This window comes from Sphingomonas sp. BL-S-28 (assembly GCF_055521515.1).
On sequence record NZ_CM145484.1, the window covers coordinates 1,407,244 to 1,422,198 of the forward strand.

Genomic DNA, 14,955 nt, shown 5'->3' on the forward strand with positions numbered 1-14,955 from the left:
ACGAAAAACCCCGCCGCATCGCTGCGGCGGGGTCTTCAATCAGGCCACGTCCTTCTTGCGGCTGGCCTTCTTGCGCTCGTTCGGATCGAGGATCGCCTTGCGCAGACGGATCGACTGCGGCGTCACTTCGACCATTTCGTCGTCGTCGATGTAGGCGATCGCCTGTTCCAGCGTCATCACCTTCGGCGGCGTGAGGCGGATGGCGTCGTCCTTGCCGGTCGAACGGAAGTTCGTCAGCTGCTTCGACTTCATCGGGTTCACTTCAAGATCGTCGGGCTTGGCGTTTTCGCCGATGATCATGCCCTCGTAGATCTTTTCCTGTGGCTTCACGAACAGGATGCCGCGATCTTCAAGGCTGTTCAGCGCGTAGCCGACCGCTTCGCCGGTGCCGTTCGAGATCAGCACGCCGTTCAGGCGGCCTTCGATCGGACCCTTGTGGCTGTCGTACTTCTCGAACAGGCGGTTCATGATGCCGGTGCCGCGGGTGTCCGAAAGGAACTCGCCGTGGTAGCCGATCAGGCCGCGCGAAGGGGCCGAGAAGGTGATGCGGGTCTTGCCGGCGCCCGAAGGACGCATGTCGGTAAGCTCTGCCTTGCGGCGCTGCATCTTCTCGACGACGGTGCCCGAGAATTCGTCGTCCACGTCGATCACGACGGTTTCGTACGGTTCGGTGCGGCCACCGTTTTCGTCCTTGCCGAACAGCACGCGCGGGCGGCTGATGCCCAGCTCGAAGCCTTCGCGGCGCATCGTTTCGATCACGACGCCCAGCTGAAGTTCGCCGCGGCCGGCCACTTCGAAGCTGTCACGGTCAGCCGATTCGGTGACGCGGATGGCCACGTTGGTTTCCGCTTCGCGCATCAGGCGATCGCGGATCATGCGGCTGGTCACCTTGTCGCCTTCACGGCCCGCCAGCGGCGAGTCGTTCACGGCAAAGCGCATCGCCAGGGTCGGCGGATCGATCGGCTGGGCCTTGATCGGCACGGTCACTTCGGGTGAAGCGATGGTGTTCGACACGGTGGCCTTTTCCAGGCCGGCCAGCGCGATGATGTCACCGGCGCGGGCTTCTTCCACGGGAACGCGGTCCAGGCCGCGGAACGACAGCACCTTGGAGGCGCGGCCCACTTCGATGACCTTGCCTTCGGCGTCGATGGCGCGGATCGGGTCGTTCACCTTCAGCGTGCCCGACTGGACGCGGCCGGTGAGGACGCGGCCCATGAAGTTGTCACGGTCAAGCAGGGTGGCAAGGAACGAGAACGGCGCGTCGACGTCGAGGTTCGGCGCGGGCACGTGCTCGACGATCTTTTCGAACAGCGGCGTCAGCGTGCCTTCGCGCAGGTCCGGATCGTAGCTGGCGTAGCCGTTACGGCCCGAAGCGTAGAGCACGGGGAAGTCCAGCTGCTCGTCGTTGGCGTCGAGGCTGACGAACAGGTCGAACACTTCGTCCAGCACTTCGGCGTGGCGGCCGTCGGGACGGTCGATCTTGTTGACGACGACGATCGGCTTCAGGCCGAGGCCCAGCGCCTTGCCGGTGACGAACTTGGTCTGCGGCATAGCGCCTTCAGAGCTGTCCACCAGCAGGACGACGCCGTCGACCATCGAGAGGATGCGTTCCACTTCGGCGCCGAAGTCGGCGTGACCCGGCGTGTCGACGATGTTGATGCGGTGGCCGTTCCACTCGATCGAAGTCGGCTTCGCAAGGATGGTGATCCCGCGTTCCTTTTCGAGGTCGTTCGAGTCCATGGCGCGTTCTTCGATGCGCTGGTTTTCGCGGAAGGTGCCGGACTGGCGGAAAAGCTGGTCGACGAGGGTGGTCTTGCCATGGTCGACGTGCGCAATAATTGCGATATTGCGCAGGGGAAGCGGGGCGGACATGCTTTGCCTATCGGTTCGAGGAGTTGGCCAGCGGCACATGCTGCACCGCAAAATTGGGGCGCCCTTAGCCGAAACCATGCTTTGCGGCAAGCGCGACGACGATCACGCGATTTGTGACATTCCCGACACAGCGGATGGAATGTCGCGCAATCACACTTTCGAGTCATTGTAACTGCTATGCAATCCGCTAAGCTCCGGTGCAGAGTTAAGGGCGGATCGGAACAGCGAAAAAGTTCCGGGCGCCGGTTGAGAGGAAGACTGGGGTTTCCCACCGAACGAATTGTCCGATGGAGTCGGATTCTTCGCGGCGGTTATTCTTCAGGCTTGCGAACATCAGGAGGAACCAGCCGCGTTGCAGGACGTGGCGGCACGCTACCGGCGCAAGTCCGGAACGTGAAAGCGGTCCTTACGCGGCGGGGAGGAGACGCGGAGGATTGCAAACTGGCAAGGGGCGCGCAGCAATGCGCGCCCCATTTTATTGGCCGTATCGTGCTCTGCAGAGTTGGCTTTTTCTGAAACCAGTGGCGGTTGCGGTCCCGCAAACGGGCGTTATTGTGCCTCCGAAATTTCAAAGGGGGAAATCGTGGTACCTTTCGGCGGCTTCTGGTGGCGAGTGCTCGCCTACGTGATCGATGTCGTGGTCCTGTCGATCGTGACGAATGTGATATCGGCGATCTTCGGTTTTGGCATGGCTTCGATGATGGCCCTGGAAAGCAATCCGGGCGCCATGTTCGGTATCCTGATGCTCAATTTGTCCGTATCGTTGGTCCTACAATGGCTCTACTTTGCCGGGCTCGAAAGCTCGCCATGGCAAGGCACGATTGGCAAGCTGGCGGTCGGGCTGGTGGTTACCGACCTGCACGGAAACCGGATCAGCTTCCTGCGCGCCACGGGTCGTTACTTCGCCAAGATCCTGTCCGGCCTGATCCTCTTCATCGGCTACATCATGGTGGGCTTCACCGAACGCAAGCAGGGCCTGCACGACGTCATCGCCAGCACGCTCGTCTACAAGACGCGCGATCCGCGCGAAGCGCAGCATGTCGACGAAGGCGTGTTCGCCTAAAGCTCCCTGAGCGCCCTTGCCGGTTTCGCCCGCAACAGCGGCAGCGATCCGGCGAGGGCGAAGGCCAGCACGAGTACGAGGCCCGCACCCAGGACTGCGAACACACGCGGCCAGTCGGGCAGCCAGTCGAATTCGAACAGCTTGACGATCACCGCCCAGGCCATCGCGCTACCCAGCGCGAGCGCGACCGCTGCCAGCACCACCGACAACACACCGTATTCGACCAGCTGGATCGTCAGCAACTGCGCCCGGCTTGCGCCCAGCACGCGCAGGATCACATTGTCGTAAGTCCGGCTGGCCCGCGCGGCGGCGATGGCGCCCAGCAGCACGGCAAGGCCTGCCAGCACCGCTACGGAGGCGGCGGCGAGGATTGCCACGCTCATCTGATCGAGCAGGTCGCGCGCTTCGCTGAGCACGGTGCCGGTCTCGATCACAGAGCTTGACGGGAACATGCGGGCAAGGCGCGGCAGCAGCTTCGTCCCCGCGTGCCCCGGCGGCGCCTGAATGGTTGCGGCCAGCTTGTGCGGGGCATCGGCCAGCGTGTTGGGGGAGAACACCAGCACGAAGTTCAGCCCCATCGTGTCCCAGTCGATCCTGCGCAGCGCGGCCACTTTCGCGGTGCGCTCCACCCCGAGCAGGCTGACGGTCACATAGTCGCCCACTTTCAGGCCGACCGATTGGGCGAACTTCTCGTCCAGCGAAACCAGCGGTTCACCGCGCCAGATCGCCGGCCACCATTGGCCGGAGGTGACGGTGCTGCCTTCGGGAAGGTAGGCGGAGTAGGTGAGCCCTCGCTCGCCCTTCAACGCCCAGGCCTCATCGGGAATGTCCTTCAGATCGGCCACGCGCGTCATGTGGTCCTTCGGCCCATAGGCAAGGATACGGCCGCGCAAGTTGGGGACGATGTGGGACGTCGCGCCGGGAATTTCCTGCTCGACCAGATCGTGAAAGGCCTGCGCACCGTCCTGCGGAATATCGAGCACGAAGTAGTCCGGCGCGCGATCCGGCACCGTCTTGCGGATATTGGCGTCCAGGCTGGTCTGCACGCCGGCGATCAGCACGAAGGCGGAAAGGCCGAAGCCCAGCGCCGTCACCAGTGCGCCGGTCTGCGCGCCGGGGCGGTGGAGGTTGGCGAGGCCTGAGCGCAATAGCGGATTGCGCGGACGTGGTAGCCGGGCGGCGAGGCGGCGGATGCCAGTGCCCAGCAGCGCCAGCAGGCCAAGCATCAGCGCCGCGCCGCCAAGGAACCCCGCCGTCACCAGTGGCTGCGCGGCATTGAGCATGGCCAGCGCGACGATGGCGGCAAGGCCGAGCCCGACAGGGATCGCCCATGCCCTGCGGCGGGCGGCCAGCGGCGAAACGCGGGCGCGCATCAGCGCCATCGCCGGGAAACTCCGCGCGCGGGCCAGCGGCGGAGCGGCGAAGACCAGCGCCACCAGCAGGCCATAGGCCGCAGCGGTCAGCAGCGCGAAGGGGGAGAGCGTGAAGCCCGCCTCCACCGGCAGCAGAGTGCCCAGCGCATGGGCGAGCAGCGGCGTCACCGCCACGCCCACCAGCAATCCGGCAAGGCTCCCCGCCAGCGCCGCCGCGCCGACTTGCAGCAGATAGACCCGCGCGATGTCGCGGCTGGTCGCACCCAGAACCTTCAGAGTGGCGATGCTGGTGCGTCGCGCTTCCAGGTAGGACGACACGCCGCCGCCGATACCGATCCCGGCAATTGCCAGCGCGGCCAGCCCGACCAGCGAGAGGAACTGCCCCATCCGGCCGACGAAACGCTGCGTGGAAGGAGAGGCGGCCTTGCGGGTGCGCGCGTCGAACGTGGATTCACCGAACTTGCGCTTCATCGCATCGACCACCGCGTCGGGATCGCGCGCGGGATCGGCGAACTTCACGCGCACCGCGCCGCGATACATCGCGCCCGTAGTAGTCAGCCCGGCGCGGTCGGGCAGGGAAAGCGTGGTGATCGCGGTGTCGCCGAAGGAGAAGCCTTCCGACAGCGTTTCGGGGTCGGAATCGATGATCCCGCCGACTTTCTGCGGCACTTCGGCCACCGTCACGGTGTCGCCCGGCTTCACTTCGAGCCGCGCCGCGGTGCCTTCGGCCAGCCAGATCGTCCCTTCCGGCGGAGCGCCGACTTTGCGGCCATCTTTCAGCGTCAGGCGGCCATAGAGCGGCCAACCGGCATCCACCGATTTCAGTGCGACGGGCGCGGTCAGCTCGCCCTTGCGGACGATGGCCTGCAGGCGATAGCCCCGCGACACCGTGCCGTAAGTGCCGAGCGCCTTCAGTTCCGCGTCGGACAGCGTGCGCTGCCATGTCCGCAACTCCAGATCGCCGCCCAGTACCTGCCGCCCGCGCGCGACCAGTTCGTGCTCGATCGATCCGGTCAGGCTGCCGATGGCGGCGAGGGCGCCGACGCCCAGGAACAGGCAGACCAGCAGCAGACGCAGGCCCTTGAAGCGGGCCGACAGGTCACGCTGGGCCAGCGTCCACGCGGTCCGCCATGAAATCGTGCGCTCAGGCCGCAAGGATGTCGCTCGCGATCCGGCCGTCGGCCAGGGTCACCACACGCTCGCAGCGGTGGGCGAGGCTTTCGTCGTGGGTGATGATCAGCAGCGTCGCGCCAGCCTCCGCACGGCGGGCGAAGAGCAAGTCGATGATCGTGTGGCCGGTCGCCGCATCCAGATTGCCGGTCGGCTCGTCCGCGAAAACCAGCGAGGGGCGCGGCGCGAGCGCGCGGGCAATCGCCACGCGCTGCTGCTCGCCGCCCGAAAGCTGCGCCGGATAATGGTGGAGGCGATGGCCGAGGCCGACGGCGGCCAGTTCCGCCTCCGCCCGCTCGCGCGCGCCGTCGATCCCGGCGAGTTCCAGCGGGGTCATCACGTTTTCCAGCGCGGTCATCGTCGGCAGCAAGTGGAAGGCCTGCAGCACCACGCCGATCCGGCCGCGCCGCGAACGGGCCAGCGCATCCTCGTCCATTGCCGAAAAGTCCTGATCCGCGACATGCAGCGCCCCGGACGAGGCCCGCTCCAGCCCGGATAACACAGACATCAGCGAGGATTTGCCCGATCCGGACGGCCCCAGCAGCGCCAGCGTCTGCCCCTGCGGCACGGCAAGGTCGATGCCCTTCAGGATCTCCACCGCGCTGTCACCGCTTCCCAGCGTGAGCCGCAGGTCTTGTGCGTGGACGGAAAGGGCGATGCGGGGCTGGGCAGGATCGGTCACGTGCCCCATATGGGTGTTGGGCTTGCCGTTCCACAAGTCATTTCACCGGAGAAACCCTTGCGCGCCAAAGCGATCGTCCTCCTCGGGGCTTCCCTGATCCTGCCGCTGGCCCTGACCGCCTGCGACAAGGGCGCGCCGCCGGCCCCCGAACAGAGTACCAGTGCGCTCGACGCGCCGCCGGCGATCCCGGTGATGGGGCCGGAGCGGCCGATCCTGGCCTTCGGGGATTCGCTGCTGGCGGGCTATGGTCTGGAAGACGGCGAAAGCTATCCGGCGCGGCTGGAAAACGCCCTGCGCGCGAAGGGGATCAATGCCCGGATCACCAATGCCGGTGTTTCGGGAGACACCACGGCGGCCGGGCTGGAGCGGCTGGACTTCACGCTGAAAAGCCAGCCGGTAAAGCCCGAACTGGCGATCGTCAGCCTTGGTGGCAACGATATGCTGCGCTCCCTCCCGCCCGAACAGACGCGCCAAAACCTTGAGGCGATCCTGAAGCGGCTGAAGGGTGACGGCATCCGCGTGGTGCTGCTGGGCATGATGGCCGCGCCCAATCTGGGCAAGGACTATGCCTCTCAGTTCAACCCGATCTATCCGCAGCTCGCGCAGAAATACGGCGCGGTGCTGGTGCCGTTCTTCCTCCAGCCGGTGATCGACAAGCCGGACCTGCTGCAGAAGGATCACGTGCATCCCACTGCCATCGGGGTCGAGGAGATCGTGACGGCAACGGTTGACGATGTGGCGGACGCACTGCCGAAGACGGCGGGGGCGAAATAGTCGGCGGGCTGCCGGTTTGGATAGCCGGTTTGGGCAGTCGGGATCATCGAACTCTCAACACCCGTCGCCCCCGCGAAGGCGGGGGCCCCGCTGCCTTGGCAACCTCTCCTCTGACGCAAGAGAAGCGGAATCCCCGCCTTCGCGGGGATGACGGGGAATGTATCAACAAGGCATCGGGAAATAGTGCAGGATTTGATTGGCTATGGTTTGAAGAGCTCTTTACCAGAGCGCGATGCTCAATCTTCTGATCGCGTACATTTCAATGGTGGGATTGTGGACGCTGCTTGGGCCAAATCCGACCGACGGCTGCGATGAATTCCGACTTAGAGAGCGATTTGCATACGCTATATTCGTCGGGGGCGCATGTATAAGTCTTCCGTTGGGAGGGTACGTTGCGATTGCGAGCGGGTTCGATCTGAATTTTCCGAATGTTCTCATGTTTGGGTCGGCGGGAATGGCGGCCGCTCTGCCGATGTCGCTGCTGGTATCGAGATCTTTCGGTTTGGAAAGTTATCATAATTACTGGCGATACCTGCTCGCCTTTCGCGCAACCACTAAAAGGCGCATTGTTGCTGTGCTTCTGGCGACCTCTATTGGCTTGTTTGCAATTGGGTTAGGTTTTGCAGTCTTTAGCGGCACTCATTGAAGCGATAGTTTCGACATCACGCATTTCCGGGAAAGTGGCTTCCCGAGGCAAGTATTGTCGCGCAAAAGGGACAGAGCTCCAGGGCGTTAACCCAGTCGCCGCACCGCGCCCGCGCTGACTTCCCATATTGCCGCTTCTTTCGCGATGGCGTCGAACGGGGCCAGTTCGGTGCCGGTCAGCCAGACTTGCGCCGATCCGGCGCGCAGGCGGTCGAACAGGGCTTCGCGGCGCAGCGGGTCGAGGTGGGCGGCCACTTCGTCCAGCAGCAGCAGGCGTGGGCGTTGTTCCGTGCCGCCCTCCAGCAATTGCGAGTGCGCCAGCGTGATCGCGATCAGCATGGCTTTCTGCTCGCCGGTCGAGCATTCGGCGGCAGGCTGGCCCTTGCCCGCCATCGTGACGAGCACTTCGTCGCGGTGCGGGCCGGTGAGCGTGCGCTGGGCGGCGCGTTCGCGCGGGCGGCCGTCGCGCAAGGCGCGGGCGAGGGCCTCGGCCTCGATCGGGCCGCCCGCCTGATAGGCCAGCGACGGGCGCGCAAAGGGAGAGTCCGGTAGCGCGGCCAGCGTTGCCTCCAGCCGCTCCACCAGTTCCGCGCGCGCGGCGGCGACCATCGCGCCGCTTTCGGCAAGCTGGGTCTCGATGGCGTCCAGCCAGCGCGGATCGGGGGCGTATTCGTCCGAGAGCAGGCGGTTGCGTTCGCGCAAGGCGTTTTCGAGGCGGGTGGCGTGGCTGGCGTGATCGGGGCGCACCGCCATGACCATCCGGTCCAGGAAGCGCCGCCGTGCGCCGGCGCCTTCGACGAAGAGCCGGTCCATCGCCGGGGTCAGCCAGCCGATCGAGAGCCATTCGGCCAGCCGCACCGCCGGGGCCTCTGCGCCGTTGACTTGCACCAGCCGCCGTCCGGGCCGTTCGGGCGCGACGCCGGTGCCGAGGCGGACGGGTTCGCTCCCAGGCACGATCAGCGATGCGCTGACCGCGAAGCCGCCGTCGAATTGCTGGCCCGGCATGTCCGCCAGCGCGGCGCGGCGGAGGCCGCGGCCGGGCGAAAGCAGCGAGATCGCCTCCAGCACATTGGTCTTGCCCGCGCCGTTTTCGCCCACCAGCAGGTTGAACTGCGCCGTGCCTTCCACCGCGGTCTCACGGTGGTTGCGGAAACGGGACAGGAGGATGCGGTCGAGCATGGCTGCGGCGGACCTACCGGGGCCAGCCGGTGATGCCAAGTCGCGCGCGCGGCTTATTCGGTGGTTGCAGCAGTCGCCTTGCGCGCCTTGGCGAAGGGGGAGAAGTCCACATTGCTGTCGAACACGTCCACGCCTTCGCGCTTCTTCAGCCAGCCGACCACCAAATACGTCACCGGGGTCAGCACCACTTCCCAGCCGGTCTTGATCGCCCACTGCGTCAGCGCGAGCAGCGCGATCGAATGCGGCGTGAAGCCGGCGACGCCCAGGAAGGCGAGGGGGTAGAACAGCGCGCTGTCCACGCCTTCGCCGAAGATCGTCGAACCTATAGTGCGCGTCCACAAGTGCTTGCCCTGCGTCATGATCTTCATGCGGGCAAGGACGAAGGAGTTGACGAACTCGCCCGCCCAGAACGCGCAGACAGAGGCGAAGACGATGCGCGGCGTCTGGCCGAAGATCGAGTAATAGGCGGCCTGGTTCGGCGCCGTCACCTGCTTGCCCTCGATGGTGTAGGTGGAGGAGGCGAGGGCCCATTCGGCATTGGCGGGGATGTTCACCACCACCACGCTCATCAGCACCATGAACAGCAGCGCGAAGAAACCCACCCAGATGCAGCGGCGGGCGTTGGCATAGCCGTAGACCTCGGTCAGCACGTCGCCGATGATGTAGGATACCGGGAAGAACAGCACGCCCGCGCCGAAGGTGATGGGGCCGAACACGGGGAAGTTCACTTCCGCCTGCTTCGCCGCGCCGATCAGGTTGGAGAGCAGGAGGATCACTACGAAGGCGACCATCACATAGTCGAAATAGCGGAAATGGCGCCGGGCGCCGGCCATGCCGTCGATACGGGAAAGGTGTGCTTCGCTCATCGCCGGCATGCGTAACCTGCCGGGATCGTTCGGCAAAGCACAAGTTGTGCGGGGATCATTCCGATGCCCGGTTTGCGTGTGCGGAGAACCGCGCTATGGGGACGCGGCGCGCGCCCGTAGCTCAGCTGGATAGAGCACGAGCCTTCTAAGCTTGGGGTCACAGGTTCGAACCCTGTCGGGCGCGCCAATTTCCCCGAAAATCACCGCATCGCCGTCCTCTTGTTGGCATTCGGGAGCGGGCGCATAATCACGGGATGACCAAGTACCTCATCTCCTTTCCCAGCGAAGCCATGGTGCTGACGGATGAGGAATTCCCGATCGTCGCGGCGGCAGCGCACAAAGTGATCGAGGAGGCGAAGTCCGCCGGCGTCTATGTCTTTGGCGGCGGGATCGAGGAAAGCGTCGATCCGGTGCTGGTTTCGGCCAATGGATCGGTTTCGTCGCAGATCTATCCGGGCAGCCATCTGAAGGGCGGTTTCACCGTGCTGGAACTGCCCACGCGTGAGGCGGCGGTGGAGTGGGCGCGCAAGATCGCAGTGGCTTGCCGCTGTGCGCAGGAATTGCGGGAATTCATGTACGATCCGGCCAGTTAGCTGCGGCAGGCCGAGGCGCGTCCGGCCGCGCATTGCGGTGGATGGCGATTTTTCAGGTCCGCGATCAACGTCCTCGGTCCGCTTCGTTGCGCTTGGCATGGCCGCGCTGTCATGATGGCGAGATGGCGGAAAAACGGGTGAATTATACCATTGTCCAAGGACTGCGGGGACTTACGTCGATCGCAGTGCTGCTGTTCCACGCCATTCAGGGCGGCCATGTCCCCAGTATCCTGGCCGCGATGCCGTTTTCGATGTTCAACGACTACTTCGCGGTATCGGTGTTCTTCACGCTGAGCGGTTTCGTGATCGCGCACGGGCTTACCGGGGTGACGATGACGCCCGGCAAAGTGGGCACGTTCATGCTGGGGCGGTCGATCCGGCTCGATCCGGCCTACTGGGCATCGATGTTGGCGACGATCGCTTTCGTGCTGCTGACCGCGCTTTACCACCATCGGCCGTTCAATCCCCCTTCGGTGGGCGATGTGCTGGCGCATGTATTCTACCTGCAGGAAATCCTGCGCGTTCCGGAAATCAACATCGTCTACTGGACGCTGACGTATGAGTTCCAGTTCTACCTCGTCTTCGCGCTGATCCTGACGGTGCCCGCGCGGTGGATGGCCGTGGCGGCCTGGGCACTGGCGATGGCTTCGGCACTGAGGTTGGTGGGCAGCGGGTGGCACGGCCTTTTCGTGGAGCATTGGGCGGTGTTCTACGTCGGCGTCATGGCGCGCCGGGCCCTGGATTCGGAAGTCGCGCTGCTGGGGCTTATCGTGCTGGTGCTGGCCTTGATGACGGGCACGGGCTTCGAAAAGATGCCCGCGCTGGTGGCGCTGCTGCTGTTCGGCGCGGCGTGGACGGGCTGGGCGGAGACGGGTCTCAACTGGCGCTGGCTGCAGTTCCTGGGCACCATTTCCTACAGCCTCTACCTGATCCATGTGCCGCTGATGCAGGGGGCGGACTTTGTGGTGCACCGGCTGGCCGGGCAGGGGCTGATGGCGGATTTCGCCTGTCTGGGCCTGATCATGGTCGTGTGCATCGTCGGCGCCTGGGCGCTTTACTGGACGGTGGAGCGGCCTTCGCACCGGCTGGCACGCAGCGTCCGCTCCCGCGTCAGGACGCAGCCGGTCCACGTTGCGGCTCCGCCGCTGCTCGATCCACGCCCCTGAAGGCTTGCCGTCCGGCGCGGGTAGTAACGCGCGCCGGACGGGTGCGACCCTTAAAAGAAGCCAAGCTTCTTCGGGCTGTAGCTCACCAGCAGGTTCTTGGTCTGCTGATAGTGATCGAGCATCATCTTGTGCGTCTCCCGCCCGATGCCGGACTGCTTGTAGCCGCCGAAGGCTGCGTGGGCGGGATAGGCGTGGTAGCAGTTGGTCCAGACGCGCCCGGCCTGAATGGCGCGGCCGAAGCGGTAGCAGGTGTTGATGTCACGGCTCCACACGCCCGCGCCCAGGCCGAACATCGTGTCGTTGGCGATCTCCAGCGCCTCTTCCTGCGTGCGGAAAGTGGTGGTGGAGACGACCGGGCCGAAGATCTCCTCCTGGAAAATTCGCATCTTGTTGTGGCCCTTGAACACCGTGGGCTGGACATAGAAGCCGCCCGAAAGATCGCCGCCCAGTTGCGCCGCCGCGCCGCCGATCAGCACCTCGGCCCCTTCGTCGCGCCCGATGTCGAGGTAGCGCAGGATCTTCTCCTGCTGTTCCTGCGATGCCTGCGCGCCGATCATCGTTTCCATCTCCAGCGGGCTGCCCTGCCGGATCGCCGCGACGCGCTTCAGCGCCTTTTCCATGAACTTGTCGTAGATCGATTCCTGGATCAGCGCGCGGCTGGGGCAAGTGCAGACCTCCCCCTGATTGAGCGCGAACATCACGAAGCCCTCGATCGCCTTGTCGAGGAAGTCGTCATCTTCGGCGCAGACGTCGGCAAAGAAGATGTTCGGGCTCTTGCCGCCCAGCTCCAGAGAGACCGGGATCAGATTCTCGCTGGCGTATTGCATGATCAGGCGGCCGGTGGAGGTTTCGCCAGTGAAGGCTATCTTGGCGATGCGCTTCGAACTGGCGAGCGGCTTGCCCGCCTCGATCCCAAAGCCGTTGACGATGTTGAGCACGCCCGGCGGCAGGATATCGGCGATCAGTTCGGCCAGGACGAGGATCGAGGCCGGGGTCTGTTCGGCAGGCTTCAGCACCACGCAGTTGCCGGCGGCCAGCGCGGGGGCCAGCTTCCACGCGGCCATCAGGATCGGGAAGTTCCACGGGATGATCTGGCCGACCACGCCCAGTGGCTCGTGGATGTGATAGGCCATCGTATCGTCGTCGATCTCGCCGATGGAGCCTTCCTGCGCGCGGATGCAGCCGGCGAAATAGCGGAAGTGATCGATGGCGAGCGGAATGTCGGCGGCGGTAGTTTCGCGGATCGGCTTGCCGTTGTCCCACGTCTCGGCGGTGGCCAGCTTGGCGAGGTTCTGCTCCATCCGGTCGGCAATGCGCAGCAGGATCAGCGAGCGTTCGGCCGGCGGCGTACGGCCCCAGCCGTCCTTGGCGGCATGGGCGGCATCGAGCGCGAGTTCGATATCGTCCGCATCCGACCGGGCGACGCGGCAGACCGGCTGGCCGGTGATCGGACTGACATTGTCGAAATAGCGGCCGGCGACCGGGGCGACCCATGTGCCGCCGATGAAGTTGTCATAGCTCTTGGCGAAGGGTGCCGCCAGCACCGAGGGGCGTTCGGTGACTTGTGCGTCGGACATGGCGTGATCCTCTCTTTATGGTCCGGCGGGATGCCCGGCCTTGGGATCAAGGTGTCAGCGCCGGAGCCGGTCCGACAGGGGGAGGGCGCAAGCCGCGGCGTCCAGTGTCTCGAAGGTGAGACACGGGAATTGCGCTGGGCATATTCGGCCGCTGCCGGGGCATCGCGGAAGGCCCTTGCCCTGAGCGATCCTCAAACCCCACCCTTCGTCATTGCGAGCGCAGCGAAGCAATCCAAAGCGGCGCCCACCGCCCCTGGATTGCTTCGCTGCGCTCGCAATGAGGAGAGGGGGCGAAATGACTTCGAGGGCCCGAAGCCCAAGGCGAACCCAGTCTCGAACTACCGCGAAATTCCGCCTATTGCCCCGGAGACATCCCCACGCGCTCCATGCGCCGATACATCGTCGCGCGGCCGATCCCCAGTTCGCGAGCGGCCTGCGTCACGTTGCCGCCGGACCGGGCCAGCGCCTGACGCAGGATCGCGCGCTCACTGTCGTCGAAGCTGCTAGAACCGTCGCCGATCACATCGGCCAGCGGGCGCGGCTGGTCGAACGGGCGGTTGCCCAGCCGGAAGTTCAACCGTGCGGCGCGGGTGGCGCCGATCACCAGATCGTCGCGGTCGACCGCGAGCAAGGCCACGCCGCGTCCGCGTCGCTGGCTGTCCGGCCGATCCGGGCTATAGACGATCCGCGCATCGGCATAGCGCATGCAGAAGAAGTCCCGCTCGATCTGGCGTGCGGCATCCTGCACCAGCGCGGCGACCAGCGCGGCCAGCGCCTCGCCATGTTCGGCGCGCGCGCTGGAGACGTCGAGCGCGGCGACCAGCCGTCCCTCGGGATCGAACACCGGCGCGTCCATGCAACTGACGCCGATGTTGCGGCTGGCGAAATGTTCGCCGCGCAGGATCGTCACCGGGCGTTGCTCGACAAGACAGGTGCCGATGCCATTGGTGCCTTCGGCCGATTCGCCCCAGCGACCGCCCGGAACCAGCCCGATGGCATCGAACAGCGGTGAATCGCCGGCGGTCGATCGCGCCTCCAGCACCACGCCGTCGATATCGGACAGGATCACGCAGCAGCCGGTGCGGCCGACATTGCCGAACAGCTGGTCCAGCACCGGCGCGGCGGCGGCGATCAATTCGCCATTGCTTTCGCGCAGACCCGCCAGAGAGGCGGCACCCAGCCGTTCCTGCTTGCGTGATGCAGCGGGATCGAGGCCGTGGTGCAGCGCCGAACGGCACCAGGACGCCGCCAGCGAGGATGTGGCCGCGGCATTGCCCTGCTGCACGGTATTCAAGACCCGGTCGCTATGCGTCAGCTTGTCGCTGGCCATCGTCATCGTCCTCTCCGCCGGTACGAATCCTGCTGCCTTGAAGGCCCGTCTCGTCCGTTGCCGGCCTGCCGAAGCTGTGGCCGGCGGGGGGTGGACGCAATGCGGAACGAGTCCTTCACACAGGGGGACTGTCCCATTCATGAGACGAACTATCCAGTCCAAAATAGGGATTGGGCGGATTTCCGCCATTGCCGCCCACCTCATGCGCGAGATGCAAAATTGACGAACGGCGCACATAATCTTGAGCGTGCGAAAATCGCACGAGGCGGCGTTGACACCGGGATGAATTCAAATACGGTCGTGTAACAGAAACGAAACACAATTTCCGGGAGCGGTGTCCGATAGGAACGCGTTAGACCAACTTATGAGGGGGCTGGTCGATGTTCAAAATGCATTCGCGTACCTGTTGTGATCTGAAGAACGCATTTTATAAATCGTTTCTTGGTGCATTTTAATCCTGCAGAATTTTAATTTGGAAACGTGGTCGCATTTTAGTGTGTCTGCGGGACGGGGTTTGTCGCCCCGGCAATAGAGTTGCCGGCTTCGGCCGATGCTGCTCGGGTGTTTCCTGCGCGTCAGGATCCTGCAGGTAATGTGATCGCCGCCAAGCCGCTCTTGCGCATCGCTGTGCGCAAGGATCGCCTGCGGGTCGCACCGTTTCCCAA

At 64.9% G+C, this 14,955-nt stretch carries 12 protein-coding genes and 1 tRNA gene; 6 read left to right on the forward strand and 7 right to left on the reverse strand.

Translation table 11 applies throughout. From position 1 onward, the window contains the following. Positions 1-39: 39 nt before the first annotated feature. Positions 40-1,872, reverse strand: a complete 1,833-nt coding sequence (typA, locus tag ACZ1JC_RS15405; RefSeq protein ID WP_465136023.1) for a translational GTPase TypA — start codon at positions 1,870-1,872, stop codon at positions 40-42. A gap of 583 nt (positions 1,873-2,455) precedes the next feature. Between typA and ACZ1JC_RS15410 the strand changes: the two genes are divergently transcribed. After that, positions 2,456-2,935, forward strand: coding sequence for an RDD family protein (locus ACZ1JC_RS15410; protein ID WP_465136022.1), 480 nt, complete (start codon positions 2,456-2,458; stop codon positions 2,933-2,935). Here the strand turns inward: ACZ1JC_RS15410 and ACZ1JC_RS15415 are convergent. Both ACZ1JC_RS15415 and ACZ1JC_RS15420 read right to left on the reverse strand, forming a co-directional pair. Then, positions 2,932-5,463: an ABC transporter permease gene (locus ACZ1JC_RS15415; protein ID WP_465136021.1), complete on the reverse strand. Its 2,532-nt coding sequence runs from the start codon at positions 5,461-5,463 to the stop codon at positions 2,932-2,934. The genes ACZ1JC_RS15410 and ACZ1JC_RS15415 overlap by 4 nt on opposite strands. Further along, entirely contained in the window at positions 5,453-6,169 is a 717-nt protein-coding gene (locus ACZ1JC_RS15420) for an ABC transporter ATP-binding protein (RefSeq protein ID WP_465138580.1), read from the reverse strand. Before ACZ1JC_RS15420 ends, ACZ1JC_RS15415 begins: the two co-directional genes overlap by 11 nt. 48 nt (positions 6,170-6,217) lie before the next feature. On the opposite strand from ACZ1JC_RS15420, the gene ACZ1JC_RS15425 reads away from it, so the two are divergent. Next, entirely contained in the window at positions 6,218-6,934 is a 717-nt protein-coding gene (locus ACZ1JC_RS15425; RefSeq protein ID WP_465136020.1) for an arylesterase, read from the forward strand. Positions 6,935-7,166: 232 nt separating this feature from the next. After that, positions 7,167-7,580 carry a hypothetical protein gene (locus ACZ1JC_RS15430; protein ID WP_465136019.1) on the forward strand — a complete coding sequence of 138 codons (414 nt, stop codon included), beginning with the start codon at positions 7,167-7,169 and terminating at the stop codon, positions 7,578-7,580. An 86-nt stretch (positions 7,581-7,666) separates the two neighbouring features. Here ACZ1JC_RS15430 and recF read toward each other — a convergent pair whose 3' ends face one another. Continuing rightward, entirely contained in the window at positions 7,667-8,758 is a 1,092-nt protein-coding gene (gene recF / locus ACZ1JC_RS15435; protein ID WP_465136018.1) for a DNA replication/repair protein RecF, read from the reverse strand. Positions 8,759-8,811: 53 nt separating this feature from the next. Next, on the reverse strand, positions 8,812-9,624 hold the full coding sequence (locus ACZ1JC_RS15440) for a queuosine precursor transporter (RefSeq protein WP_465136017.1): 813 nt from the start codon (positions 9,622-9,624) through the stop codon (positions 8,812-8,814). Between the two features lie 110 nt (positions 9,625-9,734). On the opposite strand from ACZ1JC_RS15440, the gene ACZ1JC_RS15445 reads away from it, so the two are divergent. From ACZ1JC_RS15445 to ACZ1JC_RS15455, 3 genes are all read left to right on the forward strand, one after another. After that, a tRNA-Arg gene (locus ACZ1JC_RS15445) sits at positions 9,735-9,811 on the forward strand. Between the two features lie 67 nt (positions 9,812-9,878). Beyond that, entirely contained in the window at positions 9,879-10,217 is a 339-nt protein-coding gene (locus ACZ1JC_RS15450) for a YciI family protein (protein ID WP_465136016.1), read from the forward strand. Positions 10,218-10,354: 137 nt separating this feature from the next. Further along, positions 10,355-11,383, forward strand: coding sequence for an acyltransferase family protein (locus tag ACZ1JC_RS15455; RefSeq protein ID WP_465136015.1), 1,029 nt, complete (start codon positions 10,355-10,357; stop codon positions 11,381-11,383). Between the two features lie 50 nt (positions 11,384-11,433). On the opposite strand, the gene adh is transcribed toward ACZ1JC_RS15455, so the two are convergent. After that, positions 11,434-12,960 carry an aldehyde dehydrogenase gene (gene adh / locus ACZ1JC_RS15460; RefSeq protein ID WP_465136014.1) on the reverse strand — a complete coding sequence of 509 codons (1,527 nt, stop codon included), beginning with the start codon at positions 12,958-12,960 and terminating at the stop codon, positions 11,434-11,436. A gap of 355 nt (positions 12,961-13,315) precedes the next feature. Then, positions 13,316-14,296, reverse strand: coding sequence for a helix-turn-helix domain-containing protein (locus ACZ1JC_RS15465; RefSeq protein ID WP_465136013.1), 981 nt, complete (start codon positions 14,294-14,296; stop codon positions 13,316-13,318). Positions 14,297-14,955 lie beyond the last annotated feature (659 nt).

Bases quoted from the DNA above. Each gene is read 5' to 3' on its own strand.
- adh (WP_465136014.1), bottom strand. From the start codon at position 12,960: ATGTCCGACGCACAAGTCACCGAACGCCCCTCGGTGCTGGCGGCACCC.
- ACZ1JC_RS15420 (WP_465138580.1), bottom strand. From the start codon at position 6,169: ATGGGGCACGTGACCGATCCTGCCCAGCCCCGCATCGCCCTTTCCGTC.
- typA (WP_465136023.1), bottom strand. From the start codon at position 1,872: ATGTCCGCCCCGCTTCCCCTGCGCAATATCGCAATTATTGCGCACGTC.
- ACZ1JC_RS15440 (WP_465136017.1), bottom strand. From the start codon at position 9,624: ATGAGCGAAGCACACCTTTCCCGTATCGACGGCATGGCCGGCGCCCGG.
- ACZ1JC_RS15430 (WP_465136019.1), top strand. From the start codon at position 7,167: ATGCTCAATCTTCTGATCGCGTACATTTCAATGGTGGGATTGTGGACG.
- ACZ1JC_RS15450 (WP_465136016.1), top strand. From the start codon at position 9,879: ATGACCAAGTACCTCATCTCCTTTCCCAGCGAAGCCATGGTGCTGACG.
- ACZ1JC_RS15465 (WP_465136013.1), bottom strand. From the start codon at position 14,296: ATGACGATGGCCAGCGACAAGCTGACGCATAGCGACCGGGTCTTGAAT.
- recF (WP_465136018.1), bottom strand. From the start codon at position 8,758: ATGCTCGACCGCATCCTCCTGTCCCGTTTCCGCAACCACCGTGAGACC.